The organism is Serratia sp. K1WW1 (assembly GCF_055790865.1).
The window spans coordinates 4,811,998-4,828,113 of record NZ_CM147697.1; the positions used below are offsets into that span (position 1 = coordinate 4,811,998).

Consider the following 16,116-nt stretch of genomic DNA (forward strand, 5'->3'; position numbering starts at 1 on the left):
GGACGGGGCCCGGTTGCAATATAAAAAGCCCGAAAATTTTACTCATTTTGGCGCAAAAAGCAATCTAAAGCGTAGATTGCCGGTAATTCGTTTTTGCACCATCACGCTCTCGGACAGGTTTTACCGTGATCGGTAAATCGGCAAACCCGCCACAGCCTTGCTGCGGCGTGGTTTTAACGGCCTGGGAAGCCCGGCGGCATCATACCTTTCATGCCACGCATCATCTTCGCCATTCCGCCTTTTTTCATCTTTTTCATCATGCGCTGCATATCGTCGAATTGTTTTAACAACCGATTAACATCCTGCACCTGCATGCCGGAGCCCATCGCAATACGACGTTTGCGTGAACCCTTGATAATTTCCGGCTTGGCACGCTCTTTCAGCGTCATTGAGTTAATGATCGCCTCCATGCGTACCAGCACTTTGTCATCCATCTGCGATTTGACGTTGTCTGGCAGTTGGCCAGCGCCCGGCAGTTTGCTCAGCATGCTGGCCATGCCGCCCATATTACGCATCTGCTTAAGCTGGTCGAGGAAGTCGGTCAGATCGAAACCGTCGCCCTTCTTCAGCTTGCTAGCCAGTTTTTCCGCCTGTGCGCGGTCAACCTTGCTTTCGATATCTTCGATCAGCGACAGCACGTCGCCCATGCCGAGAATACGTGAGGCCACGCGATCTGGATGGAATGGCTCCAGCGCGTCGGTTTTCTCGCCCACGCCGAGGAATTTGATCGGCTTGCCGGTAATGTGGCGAATAGACAACGCCGCACCGCCGCGCGCATCACCATCGACCTTGGTCAGCACTACGCCGGTCAACGGCAGCGCTTCGTTAAAGGCCTTGGCGGTGTTGGCCGCATCCTGGCCGGTCATGGCGTCGACCACAAACAGGGTTTCCACCGGCTTGATCGCCGCATGTACCTGTTTGATTTCGTCCATCATCGCTTCATCTACGTGCAAGCGGCCCGCGGTATCGACGATGAGTACGTCGTAGAACTTCAGCTTGGCCTGTTGCAGCGCACGGTTAACGATGTCGATCGGTTTTTCTTTAACGTCTGACGGGAAGAAGTCGATGCCGACGCCTTCCGCCAGGGTTTCCAACTGCCGGATCGCCGCAGGGCGATACACGTCGGCAGAAACCACCAAGACTTTTTTCTTCTGCTTTTCTTTCAGGAATTTGCCGAGCTTGGCCACGCTGGTGGTTTTACCCGCACCTTGCAGGCCGGCCATCAGCACCACCGCCGGTGGCTGCGCCGCCAGGTTCAGCTCGGTGTTTACTTCGCCCATCGCGGCAATCAGCTCGCTCTTGACGATTTTGACGAATTCCTGGCCCGGCGTCAGGCTTTTATTAACTTCATGCCCAACCGCGCTCTCTTTTACACGGTTGATGAAGTCACGCACTACCGGCAGCGCAACGTCCGCTTCCAGCAATGCCATACGCACTTCACGCAGGGTTTCTTTAATGTTCTCTTCGGTCAGCCGCCCGCGGCCGCTGATATTGCGCAGGGTGCGCGACAATCGATCGGTTAAATTTTCAAACATCGTCTCATGCTCAACGTAAGAGTCAGGCCGCAGTGGCGACACAATTGCGGCGATTATAACACGTTGCTACAACGATCTCTGCCTCAGCGTTGGAGATTGGTTGGAGTAGGGGCCGCTCAACGTTATACTGGCATTCCAATTAACCATGCCGATGCTAAATAACGCTATGCCAGTATTCTCTCTTGTGGCTTTGATGGCCTACCTGCTCAGCCTTGGACTGATCATTCCCAGTTTGTTGCGGAAGAATAGCGCATACCGTCGGCTGGCACTGGTCTCGGCCGTAGTGGCGCTGGTTTGCCATGCCATTGCCCTCCAGCAGCGCATTTTTGACGTCAGCGCCGGGCAAAATCTCAGCCTGCTGAACATCGGTTCCATCGTTGGCCTGATTATCTGTTCGGTGATGACCTACGTCGCCTCCCGCGATCGCGGCTGGTTCCTGCTGCCGATCGTCTACAGCTTTGCCATGATCAACCTGGCGTTTGCCAGCTTTCTGCCTGGGGAGTTTATCACCCATCTGGAAGCCAGCCCGGAGCTGATGGTGCATATCGGCCTGGCGCTGTTCTCCTACTCCACCCTGATTATCGCCACGCTGTACGCCCTGCAACTCGCCTGGCTTGATTACCTGCTGAAACATAAAAAACTCAGTTTCAGTGCCGATATGCCGCCGCTGATGAGTATTGAGCGTAAGATGTTTCATATCACCCAGATCGGTGTGGTGCTGCTGACGCTGACGCTGTGTACCGGCCTGCTGTATATGGACAACCTGTTTAGCAAAGAGAACGTACACAAGGCCGTGCTGTCCATCATGGCGTGGTTTGTCTATATCGTGCTGCTGTGGGGCCATTATCACGAAGGCTGGCGTGGCCGCCGCGTGGTCTGGTTCAGCTTTGCCGGTTCTTTTCTGCTTACCATGGCCTACTTCGGGAGCCGCCTGCTCCAGGAGCTGATGATGGTGCGCTAAGTCTGGCCTGGCGCTCCATCGCCCCGCCTAGGCACCCTTCTCACCCAACATAAGGAATACCGCGTTGGAGCACGTTTCGACAGAGACCCTCATTTTCATTTTGGTGATTATGGTCGCGGTCTCCGCTTATTTTTCAGCATCCGAAACCGGCATGATGACGCTCAACCGCTATCGTCTGCGCCACCTGTCCAAACAGGGCAACCGTGCCGCACGCCGGGTAGAGAAGCTGCTGCAAAAGCCTGACCGCCTGATTGGCCTGGTGCTGATTGGCAACAACCTGGTCAATATCCTGGCCTCTGCGCTGGGAACCATCGTCGGGATGCGCCTGTATGGCGATATTGGCGTGGCAATCGCCACCGGGGTGCTGACCTTTGTCGTACTGCTGTTCGCCGAAGTGTTACCCAAAACCTTTGCCGCCCTCTATCCTGAACGAATTGCCTTCCCTAGCAGCTTCCTGCTGGCCCCGCTGCAAAAAGTCATGTTCCCACTGGTGTGGCTGCTCAATGGCATTACCACCCTGGTGCTGCGGATTTTCGGCATCCGCACCAACGTACGTATCAGCGGCGCGTTGAGTAAAGAGGAGTTGCGCACCATCGTGAACGAGTCCCAGTCGAAGATTTCGCGCCGTAATCAGGACATGCTGATTTCTGTGCTGGATCTGGAGAAGGTGACGGTGGAAGACATCATGGTGCCGCGCAATGAGATCGTCGGGATTGATATCAACGACGACTGGAAATCGATCATGCGCCAGCTGACACACTCCCCACACGGCGCATCGTGTTGTACCGCGATTCATTGGACGACTCCATCAGCATGCTGCGCGTACGCGAAGCCTACCGGCTGATGACCGAGAAAAAAGAATTCAACAAAGAGAACCTGCTACGGGCAGCCGATGAGATCTACTACGTGCCAGAGGGCACGCCACTCAATGTGCAACTGGTGAAATTCCAGCGCAACAAAGAGAAGGTCGGCATCGTGGTCGATGAATATGGTGATATCCAGGGGCTGGTGACGGTTGAGGATATTCTCGAAGAAATCGTCGGCGACTTCACCACCTCAATGTCACCTACGCTGGCGGAGGAAGTGAATCCACAGAGCGATGGCTCGGTATTGATCGACGGCAGTGCCAACGTGCGTGAGCTGAACAAGGCCTTCAACTGGACGCTACCAGCTACCGAGGCCAGAACCATCAACGGCATGCTGCTTGAAGAGCTGGAGGAGATCCCCAGCATCGGGACCAGGGTGCGCATCAGCCACTATGATATCGATATCCTCGACGTGCAGGACAATATGATCAAGCAGGTGCGCGTCACGCCGATTAAATCCTTACAGGCCAGCGTACAGAACCACTAGTCCCCTCACCCTAACCCTCTCCCACAGGGAGAGGGAACCGATCGAGTTAGGCTGAAAGTATGGTGATTCTCCCTAAGCACCGGTGAATGAAAGGGTAATCGAGTTTGCTGAAAGTATGGTGATTCTCCCTAAGCACCGGTGAATGAAAGGGTAATCGAGTTAGGCTGAAAGTATGGTGATTGTTCATGAACACCGAAGGTTGAAGGGGCGAGTGATTTGTTGAGATAACCTCTTTACTTCCAAAAGAGCAGGGACTATCAGCTCCCTCTCCCTATGGGAGAGGGTTGGGGTGAGGGCCTAGATGTGCAGTTCTTGCAGCTTATCTTTCGGCAATGCCAACTCTTCGTTATGGTTCACAACCACGCCGTGCTCGAGAATATGCTTGGCGATTTCCTGCGCTTCTTCCAGCGAGTGCATATGGTAGGTACCACACTGGAACTCATTGAGTTCAGGGATCTTGCGCTGATCAGTCACCTTCAAGACGTCGGCCATCGCGGCTTGCCAGGCATCGGCCACGCGCTGCTCTTCCGGTACGCCAATCAGGCTCATATAAAAGCCGGTACGGCAGCCCATTGGCGAGATATCGATGATCTCCACGCCGTTACCGTTCAGATGGTCGCGCATGAAGCCAGCGAACAGATGTTCCAAGGTATGGATCCCACGCTCTGGCATCACTTCCAGATTCGGGCGACAGAAGCGCAGATCGAATACGGTGATGGTATCCCCATGAGGAGTTTGCATGGTTTTAGCAACGCGGACAGCCGGAGCCGCCATGCGAGTATGATCTACGGTAAAGCTATCCAGCAGTGGCATGTCATCACCTCTTGGTAAAATGAATTTATTTCGAAACTTTTTTCGTACCGATGAAACCTTTTCCAACCCTGCGGGTCTTAATCTATGAAAGACGCGCATTTGTTATCATCATCACTGTTTTCAGAGATGTGTATTTGGCCACAGTGATGTGGCCTTTTTCTTTTTCAGCCCCCGCCGTTTTCCTTCAGGAACTGTTCAAAGCTTAGCGTATCACTGGCTTCTATGTCGCGCTGGCGTTGCCACGAGGCTTGCTGCTCCTGAGCGAGTTGCTCTTCGGTCAGCAGTTCCAACGGCTCCTCTATCAGCATTTTGCGATATTTTTCCGCCAGTTCCAGGCCAACGTTCCCGGTGCCCTGCGCTTTCATTTTCTTGAGGATACGGGCCGAGAACGTCAGCTCCGGATCGTCAAACGCCGCCACCAGTTGTTCACACACCTGCTGATATTGTCGATCGCCCGCTTCGCTATCCAACACTTCAGCCACGCGCTTCAGATCGTCAAACAACGCCTTGCCAACCTTATCCAACGGTTCACGGGTATCGTTACAGCCGATGCCAATGGTCTGGCCTGGTTTACGCCCTTCCAGGATCACCCTGTTCCAGTTTTTACGGGTGCACAGCAACTCATCGCTGCTCATTTCTGGCGCATCCGCCAATACGCACCACACCAGGAACAGATCCAGGAAACGCGCCTGCACCGCATCCACACCGATTGGCGAGAATGGGTTGATGTCCAGCGAGCGCACCTCAATATATTCGATACCGCCGCGTAACAGCGCATCTGACGGTGTCTCACCGCTGTGGGTGACGCGTTTTGGCCGGATTGGGGCATAGAGTTCGTTTTCGATCTGCAACACGTTGCTGTTCAGTTGCAGATAGCGATCGCCCTCTTTCACTCCCAGCTTGGCATAGTCTTCTGAAGGCGTCGCAATAGCGCGTTTCAGACCTTGCACATAGGTTTGCAGATCGTTAAAGGTAATGCCCAGATTGCTCTGCGACTTATTGGTATAGCCCAGATCGCTCAGGCGCAGCGAGGTGGCATAAGGCAAATAGCACATGCCCCGTTCATTACGCTCAAACGGCAAATCGGTTTCACGACCTTTGAGGAACGAGGAACAGATGGCTGGCGATGCCCCGAACAGATACGGGATCACCCAACCAAAGCGGTAGTAATTGCGGATCAGGCGGAAATATCCCGCAGAGATCTGCTCTTTACCACTCTCTTCATCCTCAACACCGGCCCACGCCTGCCAAAACTCCAGCGGCAGGGAGAAGTTGTAGTGCACACCGGAAATGGTTTGCATCAACGCGCCGTAGCGGTTCTTCAACCCTTCCCGGTACAGCGTTTTCATCCGGCCAACGTTGGAGGTGCCAAATTGCGCCAGTTCGATATCCTGCTCGGCGTTGATAAAGCACGGCATGCTCAGCGGCCACATGCGCTCATCACCCAGATTGCGCGCCACGTGACGATGGATATCGCGCAGGAACGTCAGCAAGTGATCGAGGTCATCATCAACCGGTGTAATAAATTCTAACAGCGCCTCGGCAAAGTCCGTAGTGATCCAATGGTGCGTTAATGCCGCCCCCAGTTGTTCTGGATGACCCGTGCTGGCAAGCGTGCCGTCTGCGGTTACCCGCAGTGTTTCACGCTCAATACCGCGCCGGATCCCTTTTAATGCATGAGGGTGGGCTTCCAACCAAGAAAGCGCCTGTGATACGTCCGGGATCAAATTGACCTCCCGCTTCTAAAAACGATAGCTGTAAGCATACTGAATCTGCTCCCTAGAGAATATTGAGTTATATTCACTTGGTTAATGCCACCAGGCGATACCCTGCAGCGTGATCATCGTCAAGATGATGTAACGCAACGCTTTTCCGATACACAGAAACAGCGTGACAAAGCCCCATGGCATGCGCAGCCAGCCTGCCAACACGCACAATAAATCGCCCACAACCGGCACCCAACTGAGCAACAGCGCAGCCGGGCCAAAGCGTTGTAACCAACCAAGAGCCGTTTCCAGCCCGCGTTGTGGTTTCAACGCCGGTAACAGGCGCCCGATAATGACGTTGGTCAACCCACCCAGGGTATTTCCCAACGTTGCAGCCAGCACCAGTAAACCTGGTGAAGCGCTGCTGTTGGTCAACAACGCAACCAACACGATCTCTGAATTGCCAGGCAACAGCGTCGCACTAAGGAAGCTGCTGCCAAACAGCGACATGACCGCCAGCGTACTACTCACAACGTGCGAACGTCCACCACGGCCATATTGGCGCTTCTGGCGGCCTGAATGCCGAAATCGGCATCTTCAAACACCACGCAGTGCTCTGGAGGCACACCGATCAACTCCGCACAGCGCAGGAAAGTCTCCGGCTCCGGCTTGTGGCGTTGAACATCATCAGCCCCGACGATGGCATCAAAGCAGTCGAACAGCCCTAAATGACGCAGCAACATCTCCGCCATCCGGTGCTCACTGCCCGTCCCTACCGCCATGGGACGACGGCCATGATAAGACTTCACCACCTCAATCAGCGGTAAGGGGCGCACCGTGTCTAATAGCATGCTTTCTACCGCGCGGGTTTTCTCGGCGGCCAGCTGATGAGGATCGAGATCGGCCTGATGTGCGGCAATCACCGCCTGAGCAATGCGCCAGGTAGGTGAACCGTTCAGCCCTGTCATGGCGGCCGCATCAAACTTCATTCCGTAACGTGCCAACACCTCGTGCCACGCCTTGAGGTGCGTTGGCTCGGTGTCCAGAATGGTACCGTCCATGTCGAAGATCAGCCCCTGATAGCGATCGTACATCGTGACTCCATGACCATTGAGCAAAGAAAGCTACTTTAGCGTAAAGCCGAAAGGTTGTCGCTGCCAGAGCATGACGGAAAATGCGGTGTCGATAGAAGGATTAAGAAGACAGAAGCAGGATATCAGAAAGCGAAAAACCCGCCGAAGCGGGTTTTTCTATAGATGGTGCATCCAGGAGGATTATTCAGCGCAAGCGCTTCACCCGTTGGGCCGTTGCAGTGCAACGTTATCCTCCCTAGTGCTACCTTCCATATTGTATCTATCTACGAGTTAGCGTTCGCGATAGGCACATTATAATATGGTGCATCCAGGAGGATTCGAACCTCCGACCGCTCGGTTCGTAGCCGAGTACTCTATCCAGCTGAGCTATGGATGCAATCTAATTTTTTTAGCGAATTTGTTTCGTTCCGTGAAACGTCACTGAAGAATGGTGCATCCAGGAGGATTCGAACCTCCGACCGCTCGGTTCGTAGCCGAGTACTCTATCCAGCTGAGCTATGGATGCACAGGAATTCTTTTTTGATACCGTATGGTATGTCGTTACTACCCCACCATACTGCAAAATATGGTGCATCCAGGAGGATTACTCAGCGTAACCGCTTCGCCCGCAGGGCCGTTGCTAAAGCAACGTTATCCCCCTTTGTGCTACCTTTCAGCTCGCATTCATCTGTGAGCTGAACACTCTCAGACAAACACTTAGTAATATGGTGCATCCAGGAGGATTCGAACCTCCGACCGCTCGGTTCGTAGCCGAGTACTCTATCCAGCTGAGCTATGGATGCAAATGGCGGTGAGGCGGGGATTCGAACCCCGGATGCAGCTTTTGACCGCATACTCCCTTAGCAGGGGAGCGCCTTCAGCCTCTCGGCCACCTCACCAGTACGCTTCTTGCGAATCGTGCCTAACTTGCTTTAGAGAAGCTCATCGGCACTGCGTGGCGCACATATTACTTTCGTGGGTTTATAAGTCAAACAATTTTTCCCAACTCTCGCGCGTTTGCACAAATCACAGGCAACATGAGTGATTTCGCGGCAAAAAGAGTGCTTTATCAACAAGAAAATGCCGTGCTACCGCGGATAAGAGTCTGATCGCAGGAGAAAGATTATTGGCAAAAAAGTGGGGGGAGATAACAGCAAGTGTGAAAAGAAGGGGAAAGCGGGTCAAGAAAAGCAAGAAGCGTCTCGTTATAGAACGAGACGCTACTTAGAAATCAGTAAGTCGTCTGTTGAGACTTCTCGGCCTGGATGCGCTGGTAGATTTCTTCGCGGTGAACAGACACCTCTTTGGGGGCATTCACACCAATACGAACTTGGTTGCCTTTAACCCCTAGCACTGTGACCGTAACCTCATCGCCAATCATGAGGGTTTCACCAACTCGACGAGTCAGAATTAACATTCTTTGCTCCTTGAAAGATTAAAAGAGTCGGGTCTCTCAGTTTCCCCGCCATTATCCATTATATGCAGTGAAAACGTAAGTCAAGAACCCACAATAAATGTAAGCAGACTTGGTGTCACTCCAGATTAAGAATAAGTTTAGCCGACCTGGAAAACTTTGTTCCCGCAATTGTCACTACATTGTGTTAGCACAGTCTAAAAACGCCATAAGCCACAGTGGCTTACGGCGTCAGTAACGCGCCTATTTATTTATATTCACAGTTTCGCGGCCACCCAGGCCTCTACGCTGTTTAATGCCGCAGGCAAGGCGTTGGCATCACTGCCCCCAGCCATTGCCATATCAGGGCGTCCACCGCCCTTGCCGCCAACCTGCTGTGCGATGTTGCCGATCAGCTCGCCGGCCTTAACCCGGTCGGTCAGATCTTTGGTAACACCCGCAATCAGGCTGACTTTGCCTTCTTCCACCGTGGCCAACACGATGATCGCAGAACCCAGTTGATTTTTAAGATCGTCAACCATGGTACGCATGATCTTCGGCTCAACGTTATCCAGCTGGCTGACCAGCAGCTTCACCCCATTGACCAGCTTGGCTTGACTCGACAGTGAAGCACTTTCCTGAGCAGCTTGCTGATCTTTCAGCTGTTGCAGCTCTTTTTCCAGCGCGCGAGTGCGATCGAGCACCGCACGCACCTTATCACTCAGGTTATTGCTGTCACCCTTCACCAGGTGAGCAACATCCTGTAACAAGTCACTCTGTTGATGCAAGGTCGCTATCGCCCCTTCACCCGTCACAGCTTCAATACGACGGATACCGGCTGCGGTACCAGACTCACTCTGGATGCGGAACAGGCCGATGTCACCGGTACGGTTGGCATGCGTGCCGCCACACAGCTCGGTAGAGAAATCGCCCATCGTCAGCACACGCACGTGGTCATCATACTTCTCGCCAAACAGTGCCATCGCGCCCTTCTCTTTGGCATCATCCAGCGCCATCACTTCGGTCTGCACCGACAGGTTACGACGGATCTGCTGGTTAACCAAATCTTCTACCGCGCGGATTTGTTCTGGCTTCATCGCTTCGGAGTGCGAGAAGTCAAAACGCAGGTACTTGTCGTTAACCAACGAGCCTTTTTGCGCTACGTGCTCACCCAGGATCTGGCGCAATGCCGCATGCAACAGGTGAGTGGCGGAGTGGTTCAGGCGGATACGGTTACGGCGTTCGCTGTCGATCACCGCATCAACGCGGTCATTCAGCTTCAGCGAGCCGCTTGCCAGCTTGCCCAGGTGACCGATAGCCTGGCCATATTTCTGCGCATCACTCACCACGAACTCGATGCCGGCCGCTTTAAGCACGCCTTTATCGCCGACCTGGCCACCCGATTCGCCATAGAATGGCGTTTCGTCCAGCACCACCACGGCCTCTTCACCCGCATGGATCTCATCCACCGGCTGACCATCACGGAACAAAGCTGTCACTTTCGCCTGTTGCTCTTCGCGATCGTAACCATTGAACTGGCTTGCGCCGTCAACACGGATCAGGCTGTTGTAGTCCGCGCCAAAACCGCTGGACTCACGCGCACGGCGGCGTTGAGCCTCCATGGCCTGCTCAAAACCTTGTTCATCAACCTTAAGACCACGCTCACGGCAGACGTCGGCGGTCAGATCCACCGGGAAACCGTAGGTATCATACAAACGGAATGCCGTTTCGCCATCCAGGGTATCGCCCTGCAGCTTGGCCAGTTCGTCATCCAGCAGCGCCAAACCGCGCTCCAGCGTACGGGCAAACTGTTCTTCTTCGGATTTCAGTACCTGCTCAACCTGGGCCTGCTGGCGCTTCAGTTCGTCGGCAGCCGGGCCCATCACTTCGATCAACGGAGCAACCAGCTTGTAGAAGAAGGTATCCTTCGCGCCCAACATATTGCCATGACGGATCGCGCGGCGAATGATACGGCGCAGCACGTAGCCACGGTTTTCATTCGACGGGATCACGCCATCGGCGATCAGGAAGGCACAAGAACGGATATGGTCCGCAATCACGCGCAGCGACTTGTTACCCATATCGGTTGCGCCAGTCAGTTTGGCGACGGCGGCAATCAGGGTGGTGAACAGATCGATTTCGTAGTTGGAATTGACATGTTGCAGCACCGCCGCTATACGCTCGAGGCCCATGCCGGTATCCACCGAAGGCTTCGGTAGCGGCAGCATGGTGCCATCCGACTGACGGTTGAACTGCATAAACACGATGTTCCAGATCTCGATATAGCGGTCGCCATCTTCTTCCGGGCTACCCGGAGGGCCACCCCAGATATGGTCGCCGTGATCGAAGAAGATCTCGGTGCACGGGCCGCATGGGCCGGTGTCACCCATCTGCCAGAAGTTATCGGAAGCAAAGGCCGCGCCTTTGTTATCGCCGATGCGGATGATACGTTCCGCAGGCACGCCAATCTGCTGCTGCCAGATGTCGAAGGCTTCGTCATCGGTCTCATAAACGGTGACCCACAGCTTTTCTTTCGGCAGGTTGAACCAGTTTTCACCGGTCAGTAGTTCCCACGCGTAGCTGATGGCATCGTGCTTGAAATAGTCACCGAAGCTGAAGTTGCCCAACATTTCAAAGAAAGTATGGTGACGGGCGGTATAGCCGACGTTTTCCAGATCGTTGTGCTTGCCACCGGCACGCACGCAACGCTGTGAAGTGGTGGCACGCGAGTAGGCGCGCTTGTCCAGCCCCAGGAAAACGTCTTTAAATTGGTTCATGCCGGCATTGGTAAACAGCAATGTCGGATCATTGTTAGGTACCAGGGAGCTGCTTGCTACAACCTGGTGGCCTTTACTATGAAAGAAATCGAGAAACGCTTGACGGATCTCAGCGGTGCTCTTGCTCATAATTTTCCCGGAAAGACTAGAATAACGATGCGTGAAAGAGGCTCGACATCCTGACGATATCCTCTGGCTCACGAACTAAATGTGGGGATAAGATAAATTTTCTTCGGGGGGAAGTAAAACGCCGTGTGCATTCATTGCGCAAAATCACGGTAAATCGACTGAATTTCTTCCTGGAAGAAGCCGCGATAGAGCAGATAGCGCAACACCTTGGCTTTTTCTTTCCATTCTACCGGTAACGGATCGCCAAATTTGCGCAGCGCGATCTCCCTGGCTTGCTCACACCAGTCGATTTCGCATTCTGCCAGGGCGTCCTGCACCATCTCTTTATCCACACCCTTTTGCATCAGTTCTGAGCGAATGCGTTGCGCGCCATATCCCTTGCGGCTGCGGCTGGCGATAAAGCTATTGGCGAAACGCCGATCGTCCAGCCAGTTATGCTGGTAGCAATAGCTAATCACCTGTTCAATGATGGCGGGATCGACGGGTTCTTCGGGGGGGGCTGCAGGGGATTTGCTAGCGAATCTGGCGTTCGCCATAAATGGCGGCGCCGCAAGTTTGCGGCGCAGTTCGGCTTCACTATGATCGCGTTGGGACAATAGCCGCATCGCACGGCTAATCAACGTATTTTGCTGATTACCAGCAGATGGGGAACCTACATCATTCATATCTGCAAGCCTTGGTGATCGGTATACGCCCTAAGGGGCGTATACCCACCGGCAAAGATTAAAACTCTTCGCTGGTTTCTGCTTCGTTGTCATCGGCCTTCTCGGCACTGGCAGCAGCCGCTTCACCATTGCTGTGCAGCAACAGGTCACGCAGTTTTTTATCCAGTTCCGCAGCAATGGCCGGGTTTTCTTTCAGGAAGTTACAGGCATTGGACTTACCCTGACCGATCTTCTCACCGTTGTAGCTGTACCAGGCACCGGCCTTCTCGATCATCTTGTGTTTCACACCCAGATCGACCAGTTCGCCACGGCTGTTGATCCCTTCGCCATACAGGATCTGGAACTCTGCCTGTTTGAACGGCGCAGCGATTTTGTTCTTCACCACTTTTACGCGGGTTTCGCTGCCGATCACTTCATCACCTTCTTTGATCGCACCGATACGGCGGATATCCAGACGGACAGAAGCGTAGAACTTCAGGGCGTTCCCCCCGGTGGTGGTTTCCGGGTTACCGAACATCACGCCAATTTTCATACGGATCTGGTTGATGAAGATCAGCAAGGTGTTGGCGTTCTTCAGGTTACCGGCCAATTTACGCATGGCCTGGCTCATCATACGTGCCGCCAGCCCCATATGTGAGTCACCAATTTCGCCTTCGATTTCCGCTTTCGGCGTCAGCGCCGCTACGGAGTCGACGATGATGACGTCAACCGCGCCGGAACGGGTCAGCGCATCACAGATTTCCAGCGCCTGCTCACCGGTATCCGGCTGAGAACACAGCAGGTTGTCGATATCCACGCCCAGTTTCTTGGCGTAGATAGGATCCAGCGCATGCTCGGCATCGATAAACGCACAGGTTTTACCTTCGCGCTGCGCGGCGGCAATAACTTGCAGAGTCAGGGTGGTTTTACCGGAGGATTCCGGGCCATAAATCTCGACGATACGGCCCATTGGCAAGCCGCCTGCGCCCAGTGCGATATCGAGTGACAGCGAGCCGGTGGAGATCGTTTCTACGTCCATGGAGCGGTCTTCACCCAGACGCATGATGGAGCCTTTGCCGAACTGTTTCTCAATCTGGCCCAGTGCTGCAGCTAACGCCTTTTGCTTGTTCTCATCAATAGCCATTTTTGCTCCTTCGTTGCGCAATGTCAGTGTGACTCACATTGCCGCTGAATGTATGTTGTGCAGGAAATTGTCGCTAATTATACTGTATGGTCATACAGTATCAAGCCTAATTTTACAAAAATTCATCAAGCGCCGTTTGCAGCGCAAAAAGGGTTGCCTGCAGGCGCACCGCATCGCGATCGCCGGTAAATTGCATTTTGCGCGCCAGCACCCGGCCGGAACGTTCGGCAAAACCAAACCAGACGGTACCCACCGGTTTTTCCACACTGCCACCGTCTGGGCCAGCAATACCGCTGACCGACAACGCCAGATCGGCTTTGGCCGCGTGCATCGCGCCCTGCGCCATCTCGCGCACCACTTCCTCACTGACCGCGCCATGAGCCTGCAAGGTTGCTTCCGCCACCCCTAACAGTTCGTGCTTTGCCGCGTTGCTATAAGTGACAAAGCCGCGATCGAAATAGGCCGAGCTGCCGGCGATATCGGTAATTGCCTTGGCAATACCGCCGCCCGTACAGGACTCTGCGCAGCTGATCCAACGCCCATTGGCCTTTAGCCTTTGTCCGACGGCAATACTGAGCTCACGCAACCGCTTCTCACTCATGGACTCTCCTTTGAATCAATCAAGGTATATGCGCCTGATGGTAGCATTTATCAAGCCTCTACGGCATTTTACCGGCCGAAATGCCATGCGCTTCGCAGTGCTGCGGTTTTAAGCCGTTGTACTAACTGCTAGTATCGGGGATACGTCCAGCTTGTTGCGGCAAACCCGTTTGCCTCAATCTTCGACCAAAACAGGAAGGCCGAGTGAAAAAAACGTTAGGTGTATTCTTTCCGCTGTATACCACCACCCTGCTGATGCTGCTGGGTTCAGGGTTACTGACCACCTACATTTCCCTGCGGTTAACCTCCATCAACGTCAGTGGCGCCCTGATCGGGGCCATTATCGCCGCCAACTATATCGGCCTGGTGATCGGCGGCAAGGTCGGCCACTTTCTGATTGCCCGCGTAGGGCATATCCGCGCCTATGTCTCCTGCGCCGGGATCATTACCGCCGCGGTGCTGGGCCACGGCCTGACGGAATACATCCCGGTTTGGGTGGTGCTGCGGCTGATTATCGGCCTGTGTATGATGTGCCAGTACATGGTGCTGGAGAGCTGGCTGAACGATCAGTCCGAATCCAATCAGCGCGGCATGGTATTCGGCTTTTATATGGCGGCCTCCTACCTTGGTATGTCGCTGGGGCAGATCGTATTGATGCTGCAAGCCAACCTTGGCATCAGCACGCTGCTGCTCATCGCGCTGTGTTTTTCCCTCTGCCTGGTGCCGATCGCCCTGACAACCCGCACCAATGCCCGGCATATGTCGCCCGCCCCGATGGAGCTGCGCTATTTTGTGCACGCTATCCCTAAAGTGTTGGCCACCACGCTGGTGATCGGCATGGTGGTAGGCTCTTTCTACGGGCTGGCACCGGTATATGCCAGCCAGCAGGCATTAACCACTCAGCAAACCGGTCTGTTTATGGCCATTGCTATCTTTGCCGGGCTGGTGGCGCAGTTTCCGCTGAGCTGGCTGTCAGACCGTTACAACCGCACGCTGCTGATGCGGGTTAACGCACTGCTGCTGGTGATTGCCGCCTTACCGCTGGCCCTATTGCCCCATATCGATTTCCCGGTGTTACTGATCGTCGGCTTCATGGTCAGCATGTTGCAGTTCACCCTGTATCCGCTGGCGGTGGCGCTGGCCAACGACATGATTGAGCCAGAGCGCCGCGTCTCCCTGGCAGCCTGTTTGCTCATGGCATTTGGCGTGGGGGCCAGCATCGGGCCGCTGGCCGTCGGTGCGCTGATCCAGCCTTTGGGTGGGAATATCCTGTACGTGTTTTTCGCGCTGTGTGGCCTGTTGATTATGGCCTGCAGCAGAACGGTCAAACAGGATGAGTCGCAGTTTGTACAGGATGCGCCAGTGCCCCATATCGCCATGCCAGACAGCCTCTCCAGCTCCCCGCTTTCCCCGGCATTAAACCCGACGTTCGATGAGCAGACCATTCAAGATACGATGCCAGCGCCGGAGGCCGCTCCCGATCCGCTAGCAGAAGCTCCATTGGCGGAACCGCTGCCGGAAGAAGAGCCAGCCCAGCCTCAAGGTGCAGACCCTGAAGACGACACCGGGCTGAAAAAAGCCTACACCATGCTATAAATTGGCCAGGCATGGTCCGCCATGCCTCCCCACCTCACAATATGAAGATTTTCTTATGACGCATAGAGAAATCAGTAGCATAACTAATAAATAAAAAGTATTAGCCTCACACTTTCAAAAAACATCTCTTTATTAGCCTGCAAAGATATGCCATTAAAATCTGTAACAACCGTTAGTTTTGTAATGTAATTATCTTATTTACCCTACCCGGTAGCACCACTTATAAAATAAGTAAAACCTTTAGAATAAAAAACATAAGCGATTGATTACAATCAAGTAATATCATAATAACGGCTAATTTAAATGGTGAATCAAATACAAATTATCTAATTTAAAATTAAAATACCCCGCTGAATTAAGAAACCATCAATTATCCATGGGTACTTACCCAT

Annotated in this window: 12 protein-coding genes, 4 tRNA genes and 1 pseudogene; 3 read left to right on the plus strand and 14 right to left on the minus strand. The window is 53.9% G+C overall.

The window, feature by feature from the left end; translation table 11 throughout:
• Nucleotides 1–173 precede the first annotated feature (173 nt).
• A complete protein-coding gene (ffh, locus tag ACX9GU_RS21865) occupies nucleotides 174–1,535 on the minus strand; it encodes a signal recognition particle protein (protein WP_021182183.1) in 1,362 nt (453 codons plus the stop codon).
• Between the two features lie 166 nt (nucleotides 1,536–1,701).
• Here ffh and ACX9GU_RS21870 point away from each other — a divergent pair, with 166 nt between their 5' ends.
• Entirely contained in the window at nucleotides 1,702–2,496 is a 795-nt protein-coding gene (locus ACX9GU_RS21870) for a cytochrome C assembly family protein (RefSeq protein ID WP_024530732.1), read from the plus strand.
• Between the two features lie 64 nt (nucleotides 2,497–2,560).
• Nucleotides 2,561–3,849, plus strand: a pseudogene (locus ACX9GU_RS21875) (HlyC/CorC family transporter).
• Nucleotides 3,850–4,146: 297 nt separating this feature from the next.
• On the opposite strand, the gene luxS reads toward ACX9GU_RS21875, so the two are convergent.
• The 13 genes from luxS to pncC form a co-directional block, all read right to left on the minus strand.
• On the minus strand, nucleotides 4,147–4,662 hold the full coding sequence (gene luxS / locus ACX9GU_RS21880; RefSeq protein WP_021182180.1) for an S-ribosylhomocysteine lyase: 516 nt from the start codon (nucleotides 4,660–4,662) through the stop codon (nucleotides 4,147–4,149).
• 164 nt (nucleotides 4,663–4,826) lie between these two features.
• The gene (gshA, locus tag ACX9GU_RS21885) at nucleotides 4,827–6,389 is read right to left on the minus strand and encodes a glutamate--cysteine ligase (RefSeq protein WP_059199887.1); all 1,563 of its coding nucleotides are present in this window, start codon (nucleotides 6,387–6,389) and stop codon (nucleotides 4,827–4,829) included.
• Between the two features lie 81 nt (nucleotides 6,390–6,470).
• Nucleotides 6,471–6,899, minus strand: coding sequence for a YqaA family protein (locus tag ACX9GU_RS21890; protein ID WP_039996317.1), 429 nt, complete (start codon nucleotides 6,897–6,899; stop codon nucleotides 6,471–6,473).
• Nucleotides 6,896–7,462, minus strand: coding sequence for a fructose-1-phosphate/6-phosphogluconate phosphatase (yqaB, locus tag ACX9GU_RS21895; protein ID WP_071682369.1), 567 nt, complete (start codon nucleotides 7,460–7,462; stop codon nucleotides 6,896–6,898). Before yqaB ends, ACX9GU_RS21890 begins: the two co-directional genes overlap by 4 nt.
• 299 nt (nucleotides 7,463–7,761) lie before the next feature.
• Nucleotides 7,762–7,838: transfer RNA gene (locus ACX9GU_RS21900), tRNA-Arg, on the minus strand.
• A 52-nt stretch (nucleotides 7,839–7,890) separates the two neighbouring features.
• Nucleotides 7,891–7,967, minus strand: a tRNA-Arg gene (locus tag ACX9GU_RS21905).
• 200 nt (nucleotides 7,968–8,167) lie between these two features.
• Nucleotides 8,168–8,244, minus strand: a tRNA-Arg gene (locus ACX9GU_RS21910).
• A gap of 3 nt (nucleotides 8,245–8,247) precedes the next feature.
• Nucleotides 8,248–8,340, minus strand: a tRNA-Ser gene (locus ACX9GU_RS21915).
• Between the two features lie 332 nt (nucleotides 8,341–8,672).
• Entirely contained in the window at nucleotides 8,673–8,858 is a 186-nt protein-coding gene (csrA, locus tag ACX9GU_RS21920) for a carbon storage regulator CsrA (protein WP_004091602.1), read from the minus strand.
• A gap of 254 nt (nucleotides 8,859–9,112) precedes the next feature.
• Nucleotides 9,113–11,740: an alanine--tRNA ligase gene (gene alaS, locus ACX9GU_RS21925; RefSeq protein ID WP_473192900.1), complete on the minus strand. Its 2,628-nt coding sequence runs from the start codon at nucleotides 11,738–11,740 to the stop codon at nucleotides 9,113–9,115.
• 131 nt (nucleotides 11,741–11,871) lie between these two features.
• A complete protein-coding gene (gene recX / locus ACX9GU_RS21930) occupies nucleotides 11,872–12,405 on the minus strand; it encodes a recombination regulator RecX (protein WP_473192901.1) in 534 nt (177 codons plus the stop codon).
• 58 nt (nucleotides 12,406–12,463) lie between these two features.
• Nucleotides 12,464–13,528, minus strand: coding sequence for a recombinase RecA (gene recA, locus ACX9GU_RS21935; RefSeq protein ID WP_024485175.1), 1,065 nt, complete (start codon nucleotides 13,526–13,528; stop codon nucleotides 12,464–12,466).
• Between the two features lie 112 nt (nucleotides 13,529–13,640).
• Entirely contained in the window at nucleotides 13,641–14,129 is a 489-nt protein-coding gene (gene pncC, locus ACX9GU_RS21940; protein ID WP_059199884.1) for a nicotinamide-nucleotide amidase, read from the minus strand.
• A gap of 203 nt (nucleotides 14,130–14,332) precedes the next feature.
• On the opposite strand from pncC, the gene ACX9GU_RS21945 reads away from it, so the two are divergent.
• On the plus strand, nucleotides 14,333–15,724 hold the full coding sequence (locus tag ACX9GU_RS21945) for an MFS transporter (RefSeq protein ID WP_202671586.1): 1,392 nt from the start codon (nucleotides 14,333–14,335) through the stop codon (nucleotides 15,722–15,724).
• Nucleotides 15,725–16,116: the final 392 nt, after the last annotated feature.

What these genes read in the sequence shown, in the direction of transcription:
- ffh (WP_021182183.1), bottom strand. Translation starts at nt 1,535, where the DNA reads ATGTTTGAAAATTTAACCGATCGATTGTCGCGCACCCTGCGCAATATC.
- ACX9GU_RS21870 (WP_024530732.1), top strand. Translation starts at nt 1,702, where the DNA reads ATGCCAGTATTCTCTCTTGTGGCTTTGATGGCCTACCTGCTCAGCCTT.
- luxS (WP_021182180.1), bottom strand. Translation starts at nt 4,662, where the DNA reads ATGCCACTGCTGGATAGCTTTACCGTAGATCATACTCGCATGGCGGCT.
- yqaB (WP_071682369.1), bottom strand. Translation starts at nt 7,462, where the DNA reads ATGTACGATCGCTATCAGGGGCTGATCTTCGACATGGACGGTACCATT.
- csrA (WP_004091602.1), bottom strand. Translation starts at nt 8,858, where the DNA reads ATGTTAATTCTGACTCGTCGAGTTGGTGAAACCCTCATGATTGGCGAT.
- alaS (WP_473192900.1), bottom strand. Translation starts at nt 11,740, where the DNA reads ATGAGCAAGAGCACCGCTGAGATCCGTCAAGCGTTTCTCGATTTCTTT.
- recX (WP_473192901.1), bottom strand. Translation starts at nt 12,405, where the DNA reads ATGAATGATGTAGGTTCCCCATCTGCTGGTAATCAGCAAAATACGTTG.
- recA (WP_024485175.1), bottom strand. Translation starts at nt 13,528, where the DNA reads ATGGCTATTGATGAGAACAAGCAAAAGGCGTTAGCTGCAGCACTGGGC.
- pncC (WP_059199884.1), bottom strand. Translation starts at nt 14,129, where the DNA reads ATGAGTGAGAAGCGGTTGCGTGAGCTCAGTATTGCCGTCGGACAAAGG.